Annotated in this window: 19 protein-coding genes; 17 read left to right on the top strand and 2 right to left on the bottom strand. The window is 48.4% G+C overall.

Features of this window, described 5'->3' with window-relative positions; genetic code table 11:
* Complete coding sequence (hypA, locus tag G9409_RS06215) at positions 1 to 354, bottom strand: hydrogenase maturation nickel metallochaperone HypA (protein WP_166807930.1); 354 nt, start codon at positions 352 to 354, stop codon at positions 1 to 3.
* A 157-nt stretch (positions 355 to 511) separates the two neighbouring features.
* Between hypA and G9409_RS06210 the strand changes: the two genes are divergently transcribed.
* Positions 512 to 1,441, top strand: a complete 930-nt coding sequence (locus tag G9409_RS06210; protein WP_166807929.1) for an aspartate carbamoyltransferase catalytic subunit — start codon at positions 512 to 514, stop codon at positions 1,439 to 1,441.
* Positions 1,442 to 1,492: 51 nt separating this feature from the next.
* Positions 1,493 to 2,371: a DUF1207 domain-containing protein gene (locus G9409_RS06205; RefSeq protein ID WP_235923243.1), complete on the top strand. Its 879-nt coding sequence runs from the start codon at positions 1,493 to 1,495 to the stop codon at positions 2,369 to 2,371.
* Between the two features lie 247 nt (positions 2,372 to 2,618).
* Here G9409_RS06205 and G9409_RS06200 read toward each other — a convergent pair whose 3' ends face one another.
* Complete coding sequence (locus G9409_RS06200; protein WP_166807927.1) at positions 2,619 to 3,125, bottom strand: NUDIX domain-containing protein; 507 nt, start codon at positions 3,123 to 3,125, stop codon at positions 2,619 to 2,621.
* Positions 3,126 to 3,429: 304 nt separating this feature from the next.
* Between G9409_RS06200 and G9409_RS06195 the strand changes: the two genes are divergently transcribed.
* From G9409_RS06195 to G9409_RS06125, 15 genes are all read left to right on the top strand, one after another.
* Positions 3,430 to 4,527, top strand: a complete 1,098-nt coding sequence (locus tag G9409_RS06195) for a porin (protein ID WP_166807926.1) — start codon at positions 3,430 to 3,432, stop codon at positions 4,525 to 4,527.
* Between the two features lie 399 nt (positions 4,528 to 4,926).
* Positions 4,927 to 5,364, top strand: coding sequence for a universal stress protein (locus tag G9409_RS06190; RefSeq protein ID WP_006365207.1), 438 nt, complete (start codon positions 4,927 to 4,929; stop codon positions 5,362 to 5,364).
* A gap of 74 nt (positions 5,365 to 5,438) precedes the next feature.
* On the top strand, positions 5,439 to 7,013 hold the full coding sequence (locus G9409_RS06185) for an MFS transporter (protein ID WP_166807925.1): 1,575 nt from the start codon (positions 5,439 to 5,441) through the stop codon (positions 7,011 to 7,013).
* A 26-nt stretch (positions 7,014 to 7,039) separates the two neighbouring features.
* A complete protein-coding gene (locus tag G9409_RS06180) occupies positions 7,040 to 7,264 on the top strand; it encodes a DUF6814 family protein (RefSeq protein ID WP_006365209.1) in 225 nt (74 codons plus the stop codon).
* A 132-nt stretch (positions 7,265 to 7,396) separates the two neighbouring features.
* Entirely contained in the window at positions 7,397 to 9,280 is a 1,884-nt protein-coding gene (gene uvrC / locus G9409_RS06175; protein WP_166807924.1) for an excinuclease ABC subunit UvrC, read from the top strand.
* Positions 9,281 to 9,392: 112 nt separating this feature from the next.
* Entirely contained in the window at positions 9,393 to 10,793 is a 1,401-nt protein-coding gene (locus G9409_RS06170) for a tetratricopeptide repeat protein (RefSeq protein WP_166807923.1), read from the top strand.
* A gap of 24 nt (positions 10,794 to 10,817) precedes the next feature.
* The gene (gene aroE, locus G9409_RS06165) at positions 10,818 to 11,690 is read left to right on the top strand and encodes a shikimate dehydrogenase (protein ID WP_166807922.1); all 873 of its coding nucleotides are present in this window, start codon (positions 10,818 to 10,820) and stop codon (positions 11,688 to 11,690) included.
* Between the two features lie 41 nt (positions 11,691 to 11,731).
* Positions 11,732 to 12,241, top strand: coding sequence for a signal peptidase II (lspA, locus tag G9409_RS06160; protein WP_166807921.1), 510 nt, complete (start codon positions 11,732 to 11,734; stop codon positions 12,239 to 12,241).
* Positions 12,231 to 13,004, top strand: a complete 774-nt coding sequence (locus G9409_RS06155) for a TatD family hydrolase (protein ID WP_166807920.1) — start codon at positions 12,231 to 12,233, stop codon at positions 13,002 to 13,004. Before lspA ends, G9409_RS06155 begins: the two co-directional genes overlap by 11 nt.
* 146 nt (positions 13,005 to 13,150) lie before the next feature.
* The gene (locus G9409_RS06150; RefSeq protein WP_166807919.1) at positions 13,151 to 13,831 is read left to right on the top strand and encodes a tetratricopeptide repeat protein; all 681 of its coding nucleotides are present in this window, start codon (positions 13,151 to 13,153) and stop codon (positions 13,829 to 13,831) included.
* Between the two features lie 28 nt (positions 13,832 to 13,859).
* Positions 13,860 to 14,351: a peptidylprolyl isomerase gene (locus G9409_RS06145; protein WP_166807918.1), complete on the top strand. Its 492-nt coding sequence runs from the start codon at positions 13,860 to 13,862 to the stop codon at positions 14,349 to 14,351.
* A gap of 12 nt (positions 14,352 to 14,363) precedes the next feature.
* Positions 14,364 to 15,053, top strand: a complete 690-nt coding sequence (locus G9409_RS06140; protein WP_166807917.1) for a YggS family pyridoxal phosphate-dependent enzyme — start codon at positions 14,364 to 14,366, stop codon at positions 15,051 to 15,053.
* A 218-nt stretch (positions 15,054 to 15,271) separates the two neighbouring features.
* Entirely contained in the window at positions 15,272 to 16,093 is an 822-nt protein-coding gene (locus G9409_RS06135) for a purine-nucleoside phosphorylase (protein ID WP_006365218.1), read from the top strand.
* A 14-nt stretch (positions 16,094 to 16,107) separates the two neighbouring features.
* Entirely contained in the window at positions 16,108 to 17,172 is a 1,065-nt protein-coding gene (gene mtnA / locus G9409_RS06130; RefSeq protein WP_166807916.1) for an S-methyl-5-thioribose-1-phosphate isomerase, read from the top strand.
* A 253-nt stretch (positions 17,173 to 17,425) separates the two neighbouring features.
* Complete coding sequence (locus tag G9409_RS06125; RefSeq protein ID WP_166807915.1) at positions 17,426 to 18,820, top strand: cbb3-type cytochrome c oxidase subunit I; 1,395 nt, start codon at positions 17,426 to 17,428, stop codon at positions 18,818 to 18,820.
* Positions 18,821 to 18,834 lie beyond the last annotated feature (14 nt).

Below are 18,834 nucleotides of genomic sequence, written 5' to 3'. Positions count from 1 at the left end.
TTAATCTCCCTCTTCCGCTATTGTGATTGTCTGAATTGTAAACTCCTCACCCGACACAATCCCGATCTTCAGAGAACGGCATTCGGGACACTCCGCATAATAAAAAGAAACCGGAAACTTCCGGCCGCACTCCATGCACTCTCCGATACCTTCAGGTTCCTCTATCTGAAGCAGTGCTGACTCCGCCATACTCCCTTTTGCCGCTGCCGAAAAACAGAATCGCAACGATTCAGGCTGAATACCAGCCAGTTTGCCGACAACCAGATCTATACCGGAAATCCTTTCGGCTCCCTCTTCGCGAGCTTTTGCCTCCACTGCCTCAATAATTGAAAGCGCAATACTCATCTCGTGCATAACTTCATTCAGGAACGGTTCGTTCAAAATAAACAGATAAAACTGCCCGGATAAAATTTCCGGAACCCCTCAAAAGGTAAGGTAGTTCTTGATCATCAATTTTTTTGTAACTTCGCGGAAAGAATCTTTTTTGAACAGCTACAATTATAAGTCGGATTTGAAGCACCTAACAGGACTATGCAATGTTCCGGCCTCTGAAATCACCGGACTTCTCGACATGGCTGCCGGGTTCAAGAAAGAGTTGATAACCGGCTCACCCTCTTTTGAAGCCACACTCAAAAACAAACGCATTGCCCTGGTTTTTTTTGAAAACTCAACCCGAACCCGATTTTCCTTTGAAATAGCCGCACGCCATCTTGGTGCAGGAACACTCAATTTCAGCGCCTCTTCAAGCAGTGTCACCAAGGGAGAAACCCTGAGTGATACCATCAGAAACCTTGAGGCCATGCAGGTCGATGCCTTTGTACTGCGCCACCCCTCTTCGGGAGCTGCGGATCTCATCACAGGAATCACTGCAAGAAACGTCATCAACGCCGGAGACGGTGCACATGAACATCCTACCCAGGCTCTACTCGACATGTTTACGCTCCGGGAGTATTTTGGCACAATTGCCGGGCTTAAGGTTATTATTATCGGCGATGTTCTGCACAGCCGTGTTGCACGATCCAACATCTTCGGACTTCTGACTGCCGGAGCAGAAGTGGGACTCTGCAGCCCCGTAACCCTGCTGCCTACCGATCCCGACAGACTCGGAGTAACATTGTTCACCGATCTTGACGAAGCCATTGGATGGGCTGACACCGCTATCGTGCTTCGCCTTCAGCTTGAGCGCGCAACGGGAGGCTACCTGCCCTCTCTTGAAGAGTATTCCGTCCACTATGGATTGAGCGATGAACGGCTCGAAAGGATTCAGAAACATCTTCTGGTACTTCATCCCGGACCGATAAACCGCGAAATAGAGATATCCAACCATGTTGCTGACCGCATACAGCCCCCCGGATATTCAAAAAGCATGCTCCTTGAGCAGGTAACAAACGGCGTTGCCGTGCGCATGGCGGTGCTGAACACCCTGATAGCCGAATCATAAAACTTCATCTTCATGACCGGATACCACACTATAATGCAACAACTCCCCACCATGAAAAGCAACTGCTGGCGCTACTGCAGGGCATGCTTCACGCTTGCACTCCTGATCCTGATCTCTGTAAAAAAAGGGGAAGCTGAACCACTCCTTAACCCGACTTTTCAGACAATCTTCACCCCGCTTCAGGCCGATCCGATGGAGCCGAGAATAGCTGTAATGCCTTCGTTAAGTGACCGAACGCTCCAGCTCGACATCGGCTCCTCAGCAGATCTCTATCAGAGTAAAAACATGGATTTTGCAGTCGGGGTTGATTTCGGTACCTATTCCCGCCTGCGCCGGAGCGAAAGCTTCAAATTTCCGGTTGATGCAATCGACTACATTTTCGGTATCAACACAAGCTGGAAAAAGCCAATAACCAGCGACCGTCTTCCGTTTGATGAATTCAGTGCAAGAGCCAGATTCAGCCATATCTCCGCCCATTTTGAAGATGGCCACTACGATGCTGCTGCCGGTCAGTGGATTCAGGGTGACTGCCCCTTTCCTATCCCCTTCACCTACAGCCGGGAGTTTATTAATCTCGTTTTCGCATTGAGCTCGCCGAATAACCGTATCTATGCAGGTTACCAGTTAGTCTATCACACCATTCCCGGCGGCATCAGCCCACACTCTTTCCAGGCAGGCGCTGAGCTCAACACTCCGGGCAACACCTATGTGGCGGCTGATCTGAAATTACTGCCGATCTGGCATGATAACCTGAATGAGACCAAAGGATACAGAGGCACATGGAACCTTCAGGCGGGAGTGCGGCTCAAGGCGGCAGGTCTTGAAAACGTTCGGGTCGCTTATAACTATTTTTCCGGAATGAGCCGCCACGGCATGTATTTTTACCGTCCGGAGAGCTTCAGTACGGCAGGAATTATCATCGATTTCTGAAGGGCACCTCTATCAATTTATTCCGCGATTCGATTGCTTCGTTGGGCGGTGCTCGAAATCCTCAAGTACTCTTGTGTACATTCCGGTTTCTGCGCTCCGTCCGCCTCGCACTCAAACCGCTCACGACAATTTATAGAGGTGCCCTGAAGAAAAAGAGAGTGGACGAGAACGCTTCTCTCTTGTCCACCACGTCCACTCAGTCCATAATTTCTTCGTCCATTCCGTCCACTGCGTTTCACTTCTTCTTTTATTCCGGGGATCGAAAAAACTCCGGCACTCCCTTTTCAAACCCCTCTTCGGGTTGAGTGCGAATATAGTCGGCAAGAAATGGAGGATAGAGATCATAATGGTCAAGATCATGCAAAGGAATCCAGCTCACCGTTATAATCACCTGTTTGTCATCGGGATATTCCGGATCCTTTCCGGTTATCATCCGGCCTCCCGTCACCTCACAAAAGAACCCGAGTGATACCGAGTGATGTAGGGTACCCTGTGCCGAAACTCCAGGATGGGGATAGAGCAGCTCCTTTATAAACAGCAGGTTACCCACCCTGCACTCAAGACCGGTCTCTTCCATCATCTCACGCTGAACAGCCGCTTCAAGCGTCTCTCCCCTCTCAACAACTCCTCCGGGCAGAATCCAGTAACTGGAAGGAAGCTTCGGATCATCCGGAGCAAAGCTTTTGTGTTCAACAAGCAATACCTGACCATCCTTTATACATAAAGCACTGACCCTGAGCCTTACCTGTGACATGCGCTAATTACTGCATAGTTATAAAAAGCAAAAATAGATTCTGTCTATTTTTTTTACGCTTATTCTATTTAATAAATAAATGAGATATGAAAGGATCCGCAGCAGAATTCTCAAAATATAAAATATTAGCCGGAGGTACTTCTGTCACAATCAACATTTGACCCTGATAGATATTTTTATTATTATTGAAAATATTGTTACCAAAAAGTTCTTTTTTGATTTCTTCTGCAGAACTATATTGAATAATTATTGTAGGATTTTTTCTGTAAAAAAGCACACACACACAAACCTAACGGAGAAAGTTATGAAAAAAATGCTATCACTTGCTGCAATGTTTGCAGTACTGTCATACGCATCACCCGCATCTGCTGAACTGAAAATCAGCGGCGATGCTGCAGTTCGTGAAAGGGGCCAGTGGAACAACAAAACCACCGACAAAGATCTTAAAACCCAGTACCGTGTTCGTTTGAATACAGCTGCTGACCTTGGCAGCGGCTATTTCTTCAAGGCTATGATACAGAATGAAGGTGTTGCAGGTGGATGGCAGACTGTAGCAGCCAATAACAGTGAAAGAAATCCGCTTGAAGTTTCAAATTTCTATTTCGGCCGTATGCTTGAGGATTGCCACTATATGCTTGGCCGCATTCCTCTGAACAGTGTCAATAACCCGATTTATGACATCACCCTCTATCCTGTCCCGACTGCATTTACCTCAGCTGGAATTTATGCGGTTGATATCCCGGTCGCCACATGGAACTACGATCGTGTATTCGGCGTCAACTACGGCACCAAGGTCGGCGGTGGCGAACTGAATGCAACCATTGTTATTTTTGACAACAACTCAGTCACTGAAAACACAACGGCTACCGGTGACGGTCTTTTCAATGACGGCTATGCTCTGAACCTTGCATACAAAACAACTCTCGGTGATGTCACATTCGAACCGCAGGCAATCATTTCGCTGACTGATGTGAGAGGCGTTACCTATCAGAAGGTTTCACCGAACACAGCCGGTGCCAACGTTACGATTCCTGCCGGCAAGTCCAAAATCGGCCTCAGCGGATTCTACACCATCTGCCGTGACACGAAAGGCGAGAGCAACCTTGTTGCAACCAATGTCAACTATGACGGTTATCTCCTCAGGGCAAAAGGTGAATCCGGTCCTGTAAAGGCATGGGTTGACTACAACAGAACCAAAGACAAATCACCTGCTGCAGATGTAACCTATAATAACGTCTTTGTCTGGGCACAGTACAACGTCAAGCTGCATGAATCTGCAGCCGGAACCCTGAGCCTGACTCCGACGGTGCGCTACCGTGCAAGCGGAAAAGATGTTGTGGGGTCTGCCACAGTGAATAACAACCAGCTTCGCACAGAGCTCTATGCGACGGTAACCTTCTAAGCAGTACTTTTCGACGAAAAAGCCGCAGGCAACTGCGGCTTTTTTTTGCTTGCCCGAACGGCTTATTAATATGACAAAGCCGCACTACATAACAATTGTTGTGTTGTTTTTTTTTTAAGATATTATTAAGTTCGTATTACAAAAGATGTGTGCCGCATGAAACAGATCTCACACATTTTACTTCACCCTGATTTTATTTAACAGATAAAGAGATTTCCCTCATCTCTCTTTTGTTCTGTTGCGCTACGTATACTCTCATTTTTTTGCATAGAGAGTTCAGTCTCTCATAATTGAATGCCCTGGCGTTTTTTCGGTACAACTCGATTTTCTGGGAAATATTTTTCAACTGTTCTTGTTATATAATTTTCATTCCAACAACCAAACAACAATAGCGGAGCTATGATTACAATTAAAAAAATCATCTGCCCGGTTGATTTCTCTGAGCTGTCGCGCAAGTCGTTGCAATACGCCAACGAGTTTGCAAAACTGTCAGGCGGAGAGGTCTTTCTGGTCGGCGTCATCGAAAACGATCCAACCATCAATTATTCACATGGACTGGATGCTGAACGAGCCGAAGCTGAAAAAAAACTTGCCCTGCTTATTGATGAAGAACAGATGGCAGGTATTGTGTCCGACTATGTCATTTATGAAGGATTTGCTGAAGAGTGCATCATTGACTATGCCAAACGCAAGGAAGCCGATGTCATTGTGATGGGATCACATGGGCGCCGCGGACTGAAGCGTATGATTCTCGGAAGCGTTGCTGAACACGTCGTTCGCCGTGCACCATGCCCGGTGCTTATCGTCAAGGAGAACGAGCACGAATTCATCAAGTAATAGTCGCAGCATGCCACTGGCATCCTGAGAAAGAGCTTACAACTACTATTTTTTAACATTCAAAGAAAACCTTTATGGCACAAAATGTCACAAACGTTTCCCATACCGAAGAGGTGTCCAGCACCCGGCGGGTTATTGCCGCGTCTTCGGTCGGAACGCTTATCGAGTGGTATGACTTTTATATCTTCGGTACTCTGGCAAAAATCATTTCCGAACAGTTCTTCCCCAAAGACAACCCGACAGCCGCACTGCTGGCCACACTGGCGACATTTGCCGCCGGTTTTGTCATCAGACCTTTCGGTGCACTTTTCTTCGGTCGCCTCGGTGACCTTATCGGCAGGAAGTACACCTTCCTTGTTACTCTTGTTATCATGGGTGGTTCAACCTTTGCCATCGGTCTTGTTCCCGGTTATAAAACAATCGGATTTTTTGCTCCGGCAATAGTATTTATTCTTCGGCTTCTGCAGGGTCTTGCTCTTGGAGGTGAGTACGGTGGTGCTGCAACCTATGTAGCCGAACACTCACCCGAAGGAAAAAGAGGCTTCTGGACCAGTTTTATCCAGACAACAGCTACCCTTGGTCTCTTCCTTGCACTCGGTGTCATTCTTACCGTCCGCCAGATGCTCGGTGTTGAAACCTTTACCGACTGGGGATGGCGTATTCCGTTTATTCTTTCCGCACTCCTTGTTGGTGTCTCGATCTTTATCCGCATGAGAATGTCGGAATCACCGCTCTTTGCAAAGATGAAAAAAGAGGGAAAAACTTCCGCAAATCCTCTGGCTGAGAGCTTCAAACAGAAAGATAACCTGAAGATGGTTCTTATTGCACTGCTCGGCGCAACCGCCGGTCAGGGTGTTGTCTGGTACACCGGTCAGTTCTATGCACTCTCCTTCCTGCAGAATGCCTGTAACATTGAGTTTGTACAAAGCAACATAATCATCTCTATCGCACTGCTTATCGGAACGCCATTCTTCATTGTATTCGGTGCGCTTTCCGACAAGATCGGACGCAAGTACATCATGATGGCCGGTATGCTGATCGCTGTTATAGCCTACAGACCGATCTATACCATCATGTACAACGATGCCAATCTCAAGACCAAAGAGGTGATCGAAGACAAAACGGTCAACAAGATGAAGTATGAGGTCAAAGGTACCGACTCGCTGATCACCTCCGTCACAACCAAACTTTATACCGACGGAACCAGCTACAAAGAGACCGTCAAGAAAAAGTTTCCGGTTGATCCTGCCGTTAAAGCTGCAATGCCGAAAGACAAGCTGAAACCTGAAACAAAGAAGGAAGTAACCCTTCCCCAGAACCTTTACTACAAGATGATCGGTCTGGTTCTTATCCAGGTTATTTTTGTGACCATGGTATACGGCCCGATTGCTGCGTTCCTGGTTGAGATTTTCCCGACCCGTATCCGCTATACCTCGATGTCCCTGCCCTACCATATCGGCAACGGCGTCTTCGGCGGTCTGGTTCCGCTTATCTCGACCCGTCTTGTTGAAGCAACCCGTCCCGGTCCGGATCTTCCGCCTGCCGACCCGCTTGCCGGTCTCTGGTACCCGATCCTGATTGCTGGCGTCAGCTTTGTCATCGGTTCGCTGTACATATCAAACAAGACAAACAACCTTGACGTAGAGTAATCAAGAACATTTAAAATCAATCTATTATGTCAGCAATAAAAAGGATTTTCGGTCTGCTCTGGACGGTCATGGGAGTGGGAATTATCCCGCTTGTGATCATGCAGGCGATGAAAGAGATCGCAGCAAAACCCAGTGAAGAGAACTGGATATTCTGGTCTATCGTGATTGTCGTGCTTATGCCGATTATCGCTTTCAGCCTGATTACCTTCGGGATCTTTGCTCTGAAAGGTGAATATGATGTTATTGCATAGCATTCACCAGTAACTGCATGTTCTTTTTTTCAAGGGAAAGCCGCATCTTTCGTGCGGCTTTCCCTTTTTTTATTTATTGTTTTTTTACCCCGGGCATCGGGAATAAACATCACTTTCCAACCGCATTTGATCATGGATAATCATGATGAGCATGATGAACATAACGGCAGAACAAAAGTTCTGAAAGAAAAGCTCTCTACCCTCCCCTCATCTCCCGGTGTCTACCAGTTCATCAATGACAAAGGGAGAGTTATCTATGTCGGAAAGGCAAAAAACCTCCGGAACCGGGTGCGCTCCTATTTCAGAAATCCTCAGCAACTGTTCGGCAAAACGCTTGTCCTTGTATCGCATATTGACAATTTTGAAGTCATCATAACCTCTTCGGAAGTTGAAGCGCTTATTCTTGAGAACAATCTCATCAAGGAGCTGAAACCGCGCTACAATGTTAATCTGAAAGATGATAAAACCTATCCCTACCTGGTCATCACCAATGAACCTTTTCCAAGAATCTTTCTGACCCGTCAGGTCAGAAGGGATGGATCAACCTGGTTCGGCCCCTACACCGAGGCAGGACAACTGCGAACCATTCTTGATCTGCTCGGCTCTCTCTTTCCCATCCGGAGCTGCAAGCATCGATTGAGTCCGGAAAATATTGCCGCACATAAATTCAAGGTCTGTCTGGACTACCATATCCATAAATGCAAAGGCCCATGCGAAGGGCTTCAGCATGAAGAGGAGTACCTTTTCATGATAGAGGAGATCATCCGGCTCCTTAAAGGAAGAACCTCCTCAATGATCAGAACCCTCGCTGAACGCATGCAGCACTTCGCGGCAGAACTGAAGTTTGAACAGGCGGCAGAACTGAAGGCACAGCTTGACAGCCTGAAACGATATGCTGAACGCCAGAAAGTAGTCTCCGGTGACGCACTCGACCGGGATGTATTTGCGGTTGCGTCCGGAGAGGATGATGCCTGCGGAGTGGTGTTCAAAATACGGGAAGGAAAACTGCTTGGCTCACAGCGGATCTATATGAACAATACCTTCGGAGAAACCGATGAGGTACTGCAGTCGAGAGTGCTTGAAAAATACTATCTGGAAACCCTTGAGCTTATTCCCGTTGAGATTCTGCTCCGTAAACCACTCACTGATGAGGAGGAGAGTGCTCTGCGGGCGCTCCTGACAGAAAAACAGAAAGCGGAGAAACAGGAGAAAAAACAGATCCGGTTCCTGGTTCCGCAGATCGGCGAAAAAGCTCATCTCATGGAGATGTGCCACCAGAATGCGCGTCACCATCTTGAGGAGTACCTGATCCAGAAACAGAAGAGAGGGGAGGCCGCCAGAGAACACTATGGCCTTATCGCTTTAAAGGAGCTGCTCCATCTCTCCGTTATGCCACAGAGGATCGAGTGTTTCGATAACTCTCACCTGCAGGGTACGGATTATGTCAGTTCGATGGTCTGTTTTGAAAAGGGAAAACCCAAAAAATCCGATTACAGAAAATTCAAACTGAAAAGTTTTGAGGGTTCGGATGACTATGCCGCCATGGAAGAGGTTATCCATCGCCGGTATGGCGGCTCTCTGGCAACAGAACTCGCGCTGCCTGATCTGATCGTTGTTGATGGGGGCAAAGGCCAGGTCAATGCCGCCTTTAACACACTCGATGCTCTCGGTATTGATCTCCCTGTAATCGGTCTTGCCAAGCGCATTGAAGAAATCTTTACCCCGCATGCCCGGGACCCGTTCAATCTGCCAAAAACCTCTCCGGCGCTTAAACTGCTGCAGCAGCTTCGCGATGAAGCTCACCGGTTTGCCATCACCTATCACAGAAAACTCAGAACAGAACGGACACTTCAAACGGAACTCACAACAATAGAAGGAATTGGAGAAAAAACCGCATTCAAGCTGCTGAAACGGTTTGGTTCGGCTGATGCGGTGTCAAGGGCAAGTATAGAGGAACTACAGGCTGCAACCGGAGCAAAAAGTGCCCAATCCATCTATCTCTTTTACCATCCCTGAATGCTATCGATCTTCCCCATCTCCTCTTCTCATTTATATTTTCTTAAGAAAATTCTGTTATATTTGCTTATGATGATTATGATCGACGATAGAGAAACTCTTATGTTTGCTTATGAACCTGCCTGATTTCTTTGACGATAACCACCGCCATAGCCAATCGGATCCATCAGGAAAGGAACTGCCCGACCTTGATGGTCTTGATGCGATGTTTGACTCAGAGGAGCTGGTTGACCGGCTCAATCAGTACAATGAGGACGGCTTCGTTATTGAGGCTCTTGCGGTAGCTCGTCGTCTTGAAGAGATTACCCCTTATAATACCGAGACCTGGTTCCACCTTGGCAACTGCCTGACACTCAATGGCTCTTTTGAAGAGGCGCTTGAAGCTTTTCAGAAAGCGGTTGTTCTCAGCCCTTCAGACAGCGAAATGGCTCTGAATCTTGCCCTTGCCTGGTTCAATACCGGACATCTTGATGAGGCGCTTGAAGAGCTTGAAAAAATGATTATCGACTCCTCCATTGAAAAGGAGTACCATTACTACCGCGGAATAGTCCTTCAGCGCCTTGAACGCTTTGTTGAAGCTGAAGAGGACTTTGAACGGGCTCTTGAGCTTGACGCCGAGTTTTCAGACGCATGGTATGAACTTGCATACTGCAAGGATATTCTCGGCAAACTTGAGGAGAGTACCTCCTGCTACCGCAAAACCCTCGATCAGGATCCATACAATATCAACGCATGGTACAACAACGGTCTTGTACTGAGCAAAATGAAGCGTTACGATGAAGCGCTTGACTCCTACGATATGAGTCTGGCCATCTCCGAGGACTTCAGTTCGGCATGGTATAACCGGGCAAATGTTCTTGCCATTACCGGTCGTATCGAGGAGGCTGCTGAAAGCTACATAAAAACCCTTGAACAGGAGCCGGATGATATCAATGCGCTCTATAATCTCGGCATAGCCTATGAAGAGCTTGAGGATTACAGTGAAGCTGTTCATTGCTACCGCCGCTGTATTGAGATAAACATTGAGTTTACCGATGCATGGTTTGCTCTTGCTTGCTGCCACGAAGCCCTTGAAGAGTATGAAGAGGCCATTGCCGCCATTGACCAGGCACTGACGGCCCTGCCGGAGAGCATTGAGTTTCTTCTTCTGAAGGCAGAAATCGAGTATAATCTCAATGATCTGGAAAACTCCATATCGACCTATCGGGAGATCATCATGATTGATCCCGAAAGCCCCCAGATATGGGTCGATTTTGCCATGGTACTCCGCGAAGCGGGTGATGTCAACGCCTCCATTGATGCATTGCAGCAATCACTGAAACTTCAGCCCTTTTCAGCCGAAGCCCATTTTGAAATTGCTGCCGCCTATTTTGCAATGGGCGACAAACTCAGCACACTCAAAGCGCTGAGCAAGGCATTCAAGATCGATCCGGATAAAAAACTGCTCTTCCAGAGCACCTTTCCGGAACTTTACCAGCAGGATTCCGTCAGGCGGATGCTCGGCATTTCATGATCACATACAGACCGGAACACCTGCATGACGAAAACAAGAAAAATTCTTGGCCTTATCGGCCGTGCCGTTGATTATTCCTGGTCTCCGCTTATTCATAACACCGCCTCTGAACTGCTCGGTCTTCCCTACTGCTACACCATTTTCAACATTGCTGATCCTGAAATGATCGGCGATGCGCTCCGGGGCGCAAAAGCTCTTGGTATAGCCGGGTTCAACGTAACCATCCCCTACAAGAAAACGGTTGTCCCCTTTCTTGATGAGCTTTCAAGGGAAGCGTCAACAATCGGTGCGGTCAATACCATCATTATTCGTGACGGCAAAATGACCGGCCATAATACAGATATTGAAGGATTCGCAACACCGCTTAAACCATACGCCAGCCTGATAGAGGGAAATCCGGTCTCTGTTTTCGGCTGTGGTGGCGCCGCACTTGCCGCCATTGAGGCATTCAGGCTGTTTTTCTCTCCCCGTAAGATCATTGTATATGCGAGAGATCCTGACAAGGCAGCAGCGATGCTTGACGGGTATGAATACAAGGAGCTGGTGACGATCTGCCATCAGCGTCTCGTAGAAGAGCAATTGCGGAGCTGTGCCGTTATTGTCAATGCTACGCCGATCGGCACAAAGGGTGGCAATAATGACCAAACAGAGAGTATTGTTCCCCTCGACCGGGAATTGATTCACAAGGGTCAGATTGTCTATGACATGGTGTACAACCCTCTTGATACCCCTCTGCTTCTGGAGGCAAAACGCAAGAGTGCCACAACCATTTCAGGCATTGAGATGCTGCTCGGTCAGGCCGCACTCTCCTTTGCGCTCTGGACCGGCAAGGCTATGCCTGTAGAAGCCGTAAAAAAAGTGATCATGCAGGAGATCAAACAGAAAGAGAACGACTGAACTGACCACCTGACTAACTAACACGCTTATTCCTCCAGAAAATGAAACTGTTTCTCTCCCTTATTCTCCTTGTCATCACTGCTGATCAACTGACAAAAAAACTTGCAGTCACGCTGCTTCGGGACAGCGCTCAAACCTTCACCATCATCCCTAACCTTTTCTCCCTGACCTATGCTGAAAACAAAGGTGTAGCCTTCGGTGTTGAATTTGCTCCACCGGCGGTACTCCTGCTTCTGACCGGCCTGATAACCGCTACTGTCGTTTTCTATGTTATTCGCTCCAAAAACAGGAGTCCGCTCTTTCTTCTCTCTTTCGGCCTCATTGTCGGCGGAGGAATCGGCAATATGATTGATCGCGTAAGCATCGGCCATGTCATTGATTTCATTTATTTCGACCTCTATCACGGCAATATTTTCGGAACCTGGGTATCCCTTTGGCCCATATTCAATGTTGCGGACTCCGCTATCACCACAGGTGCATGCATGCTGATCCTGTTTTATAATCGGGTCTTTCCTGACGCAACAGCAAGAGAGCAGAACAATGCTGGTTGATACTCATGCTCATCTCTCTTTTCCTGATTTCGATAATGACCGGAAAGAGATCATTGAACGACTTTACCGTGAAGGTGTTCGACTGCTGATTGATCCCGGTATTGATCTTCCGACAAGCCGGAAATCTATTGAACTGGCCTTCGGATATGATTTTATCTATGCCAACGTCGGACTCCACCCGCATGAAGCTTCGAGTCCTGTAGATGAAGAGATCTTTGCTGAACTTGCATCACTTGCCCGCTCACCGAAAGTTGTAGGCATCGGCGAGATTGGGCTGGACTATCACTACCCTGATCATAACAAAGCCGCCCAGCAGGATGCATTCCGCCAGATGCTCAGAGTTGCCCGTACACTTGACCTTCCTGTCGTTATCCACTGCCGGGATGCCTGGGAGGATATGCTGCGTATACTTTCCGAAGAACAGCACGCATCAATGCACGGCATGATGCACTGTTTTTCGGGTGACACAACCATTGCCAGAGAGTGCATCAGAATGGGATTCAAGCTCTCCATTCCCGGAACAGTAACCTACAAGCGGTCACTGCTTCCTGAAGTTATCAGGGAGGTTTCACTTGATGATCTTCTCACTGAAACCGATGCTCCCTACCTTGCACCTCTCCCCTTCCGCGGAAAACGAAACGAGCCCGCCTATGTCCGGTTCGTCACCGCAGCCATTGCCGAAATCCGCGGGATCACGCTGCATGAGACCGCGAAACGTATAGCAGAGAATAGTATCGAATTGTTTAGATTACCGGCACTTTGAGCGGTGAGGAAACAATCACGACGGCCATAAACCCGGACCTTATTACATTGTTTTGAAATTCATGCAAACTTGCTTAGGTTTGTGGCCGGAATAGCGGGGTTGAAATCCCCCGAACATAACCGAAGCAGCAACCAGAAAAACCAGTTATGAACGATATAAAAACAACTACACAGGCTCCTCAAACCGTTAAACCGGCGGCAGAAGAGAATCTTCTCTACATTGCCATCAAATATAAAAACGCCCTCATCGGCGTTGTTCTCTTCCTTCTCTGTCTCGGTGCCGGCACCTATTTCTGGATGCAGCAGCGACAGGCAAACGAACAGCAGGCATCACTCCAGTTGTCGAGAGTGGCGCCGTTTCTTGACAGCGGCAAATTCAGCTCAGCCATCAATGGAGAAGGGAAAATTCCGGGACTGAAAAAAATTGCAGCGGAATACCCTGGAACACCGAGTGGAAATATGGCCGCCCTGCTGCTGGCCAATGCCTGGTACTTATCCGGCGACTATACCAACGCCCTGAATACCTTCAAAACAGTATCGATTGCCAACAAAGACCTTGCGGCGGCCGCACTTGCCGGTGCAGGTGCCTGCTACATCAACAGAAATCAGTTTATTCAGGCGGCAGAGAGCTACCAGGAAGCATCAAAAAAGGCTGAAAATGAAGTGCTCAAGGCACAATATCTTGTCAAGTCGGCAGAAAGTCTCCAGCAGACAAACCAGATTAAAAAAGCAGCCGAACTCTATACAAAAATCATAGCCGATTATCCCGGTTCAACAGCAGCAGCTGTTGCACAACGATCACTCTGGCAGGTTTCAGGAAAACTTTAATCAACCCGTCTCTTAACTACCCGTTCCTATGCCCGAAAAATTCACGATCAAAACAAGCCTTGGCGATATCACCATCGCCCTCTATGACGACACCCCCCTTCACCGTGACAACTTTTCCAGACTTGTCAGCGAAAACTACTACGATGGTATCCGCTTTCACCGCGTTATCGAAGGGTTCATGATCCAGACCGGAGATCCTCTCTCGCGCCATGAGGAGAAGCGTGCACTGCATGGTACCGGCGGTCCGTCACAGCAGATACCTGCCGAAATCCGCCATCCGAACAAAAAAGGAACACTTGCTGCGGCTCGCAACAACAATCCACAGAAAGCGTCTTCTGGCAGCCAGTTCTATATCAACCATAAGGATAACGGTTTTCTTGACGGAGAGTACACCGTATTCGGCATTGTAGAAGCAGGTATCGATGTAGTGGATAAAATTGCCGTTGTCAAAACCGACCCCAATGACAACCCGCTTGTTCCGGTCATCATTGAGACCATTGTTCCTGCTGTAGAGCCATAAGCGGAACCACTCATGCAAAGCATTGCAGCAAATCTTCAGTCCATACGTGAACAGATAAAGGCTGCCTGCATCAAAGCAGGCAGGCAGCCTGATTCGGTTCGCCTGATCGCTGTCTCCAAAACCAAACCGGCAGCGCAGGTAAAAGAGGCTCTTGATGCCGGCCAGATAGAGTTCGGGGAGAGCTATGTCCAGGAGTTTCTGGAAAAAGCAAGGGATCCCATTCTTGAAAACACTCCGATAGCATGGCACTTTATCGGCCATCTGCAATCGAACAAGGTACGCTCAATCATCGATAAAGTGACTCTCGTTCACGGTATCGATAAACTCTCAACGGCCGAAGAGCTTTCAAAACGTGCACAGCAGCACAACCTGCAGATCGACTACCTCCTTGAAGTCAACACCTCCGGTGAATCTTCAAAGTACGGCATGCCGCCGGATGAGCTGCTTTCAACAGCAGAATCCCTCTTTAAACTTCCGAACATCACGCTCCGGGGGTTGATGACCATCGCTTCTCCCGAGATAGAATCGGCAAAGAAGGAGTTTCGCAACCTTCGCCTGCTGCTTGAATCGTTGAAAAACATCGCTCCTGATCCACAAAAGCTTACCGAACTCTCCATGGGTATGAGCGGAGATTTTGAAGTAGCTATTACAGAAGGCGCTACCATGATCCGCGTAGGTTCCTCCATCTTCGGCTGGCGCTGAAACAGGAATACACAGCAGAAGCTCTCCCGCATTTTTTTCTGACATCTGAAGAGATTATATTACGAGTCAAATTTTACAGGCAGTTACCGCCTGCCGCCAGATGCCTCAAGGGGAAGGAAAAGAGTCTCCCTGTTTCGGCTCTTTACCGTTTTCTGACAGAGGAATCAGAACGGTCTTTAATTATCTCATAGTCAATTAACCAGTAAACCTGACCTACCATGATCTCACAGAAGGTAAAAATCGAGGAAGCAGTTGCCTTTATCAGAAAGAAAACCCAGGATAACTACCCTGTCGGTATTGTTCTTGGAACAGGACTCGGCGCACTGGCAAAAGAGATCAAGGTAGAGTTTTCGCTCGACTATGGCACCATCCCGAATTTCCCTATCTCAACGGTTGAAACCCACCATGGAAAACTGATTTTTGGAACCCTTGCGGGGAAAAAAGTAGTAGCCATGCAGGGCCGCTTCCATTTTTATGAAGGCTACACCATGCAGCAGATTGCCTTCCCGATCAGAGTCATGAAACACCTCGGTGTTAAAACCCTCGGCATCACCAATGCCTGCGGCGGCCTCAACCCTTCCTACAAAAAGGGCGATATCATGCTGATCGACGACCATATCAACCTCCTTGGCGGCAATCCCCTCATCGGCCCCAACGATCCGGAACTCGGCTCACGCTTCCCTGACATGTGTGCCCCGTACTCCATGCGACTGCTTGATCTGGCTGAAAAGGTGGCTCTTGACCTTAAGCTCAAGGTTCAGCGCGGAGTCTATATTGCACTTTCAGGACCCTGTCTGGAAACGCGTGCCGAATATCGCATGCTGAGAAATCTCGGCGCAGATGTAGTCGGCATGTCAACAGTGCCTGAAGTTATCGCTGCCGTACACCAGGGAACAGAGGTTTTCGGCATGTCCATCATTACCGACGAGTGTTTCCCGGATAACCTGAAATCGGTCAGCATTGAAGAGATCATCGAGGTTTCAAACCAGGCAGAGCCGAAAATGACCGCGATATTCAAGTCCGTTGTTGAAAATCTTTAACCCTTTTTTACAGCATGATAGACGCCATCTCGTTCAGTAACGACACGCTTCACTACCTCGACCAGCGGTTCCTGCCGCTCAGGGAGGAGTATGTCTCAACAAAGAGCCATCAGGAGGCCATTGAAGCCATTAAGACCCTTGCGGTTCGCGGCGCACCCCTGATCGGTGTTGCAGCAGCCTATACGATCATTCTCGGGATCAACAGCTTCAGGGGGAGCAAGGAGGAGTTCCCTCTCTTCTTCAAAACACTTATTGCGGATGTGGAAGCATCAAGGCCGACTGCGGTCAACCTCTTTTTTGCCTCTGCCCGTCTGCAAAAGGTCTATGACGACAATTTCGAGAGCGATACGATTGACGTGCTCTTTGCAAAAATGAATGAAGCCGCAAAGAAAATCCATATTGACGAGATTGCCAACTGCGATCTGATGTCGCGCCACGGTGTTGACCAGATCAGGATTGACCTTGCCGATATCCTGAAAAAACGAAAACTCAACGTGCTGACCCACTGCAACACCGGCACCCTTGCCTGTTGCGGCACCGGTTCTGCATTAGGAGTTATCAGACTTGCCTGGAAGGAGGGGCTGATCGAGCGCGTCATCACCTCCGAAAGCCGTCCGCTTCTTCAGGGACTTCGTTTGACTGCATGGGAGCTTCAGCACGACGGCATACCGTTTGTCTCTATTTCCGACTCCTCATCGGCATTCCTGATGCAGAGAGGCATGATTGATTTCGGCATTGTCGGTGCCGACCGGATTGCCGCCAACGGCGACACCGCCAACAAGATCGGAACCTGTGCCCATGCAATCAGCGCCTACCATCACAACCTGCCGTTCTACATTGCCGCACCGGTATCAACCATCGACATTACCATTCCTGACGGGACACACATCCCGATCGAAGAACGGAATGCCGATGAGCTGAGAACTATTTTCGGTACACAGGTTGCAATGCCCAACACACCGGTACTCAATTATGCCTTTGATGTCACTCCGGGCAAGTTCCTCCGCGGCATCATCACTGACAAAAAGGCTGTTGTCGGCAACTATGTCGAAGAGCTGAAAACACTCTTCGGACAGTAACACAACTGCACACAACACAGATCACTTCAATAAAAAATCCGGATGATAAAAATCCGGATTTTTTATTTCTCGCATGATTAAATCCCTCTTTATCCTTACATTTATAGTATAAAGTGAACTTTCAAAAGTTGTTCACCCCGTTCTCTCTCTATACTTTTTCACCAAGAGCACCTCTCTTGATTGCTCTATCTTTCGACTGAGTCACATCAGTGCGGAATAATGAACAGAGGCGCAAAAAGAACTGGAGTAAGGCATGAATGAAGCAGTAGTGTACAATTACAAAACTGTTCGCGGTTTTGCCTGGTCAGCGGTATTCTGGCTGGTCATCGGCCTTCTTGTCGGACTGTGGATAGCATTTGAAATGTTCAATCCGGCGCTGAATATCACGCCATGGCTCAGCTTCGGCCGTCTCCGGGTCGTCCATACCAACGGTCTGGGGCTTGGTTTTGCCCTTGCCGGTATTTTTTCTGCATCATACTACATGCTCCAGCGACTGACCAGAGCACCCCTTGCCTTTCCCCGTCTCGCCCAGGCACACCTCTACTTTTTCAATGCCATCATAGCCCTGGGAGCACTGAGCCTCTTTGCGGGAATGAATACCACAAAAGAGTATGCCGAGCTGGAGTGGCCAATTGATATCGGTGTGGTGGTTTTCTGGGTCATGTTTGCCGTCAATGTCTTCGGCACACTCATCAAGCGCCGCGAAAAACAGATGTACATCTCTCTCTGGTACATTATCGCCATGACGGTTGCCATTGCCATCCTCTACATAGTCAACAATCTTGAAATACCCGTCACCCTCTTCAAATCCTACACCGTCTATTCCGGAGCAAACGATGCCAATGTGGAGTGGTGGTACGGCCATAACGTTGTTGGCTTCATCTTTACGGTTCCGATACTGGCGATGTTTTACTATTTCCTTCCCAAGTCAACGGGTCTTCCTATCTACAGCCACCGCCTCTCCATAGTCTCGTTCTGGGCACTGAATTTTGCCTATCTCTGGACCGGAGCACATCATCTCATGCTGACACCCCTGCCGGAGTGGATCCAGACCGTCGCGATGGCCTTCAGCATCTTCATGATTGCACCATCATGGGGTTCAGTTGTCAACGGCTATTACACCCTACAGGGCAACTGGGATCAGATGCGCTCCAACTACCTGGTCAAATTCTTCATCGCAGGCATAACCTTCTACGGTCTCCAGACCCTCCAGGGACCTCTGCAGGGACTCAGAACCATCAATGCCTTCTTCCACTATACCGACTGGGTTGTAGGGCATGTACACATGGGGACGATGGGATGGGTCACCATGATAGTCTCGGCATCATTCTACTATATGATTCCGAACATCACCAACACGGTGATCTACAGCATCAAACTTGCAAACATACAGTTCTGGCTTATGATGGTTGGTCAGGTTATCTGGACTTCCGCCATGTGGATTGCAGGTATCCAGCAGGGGGCAATGTGGAAGGCCACCAACCCTGACGGATCACTGATGTACAACTTTCTTGATACCGTCGCATCGCTCTATCCCTACTACCAACTGCGATTTGCCGCCGGACTCATATTCTTTATCGGTATCCTGATCTTCGTCTGGAATCTGGTCATGACCGTACGCCAGGAACCACGTCAGGCTGAAGCATAACCGACAAATCAACA

The sequence above is a fragment of the Candidatus Chlorobium masyuteum genome, from assembly GCF_011601315.1.
Lineage (GTDB): Bacteria > Bacteroidota > Chlorobiia > Chlorobiales > Chlorobiaceae > Chlorobium > Chlorobium masyuteum.
This window is presented reverse-complemented; position numbering and strand designations above follow the sequence as displayed.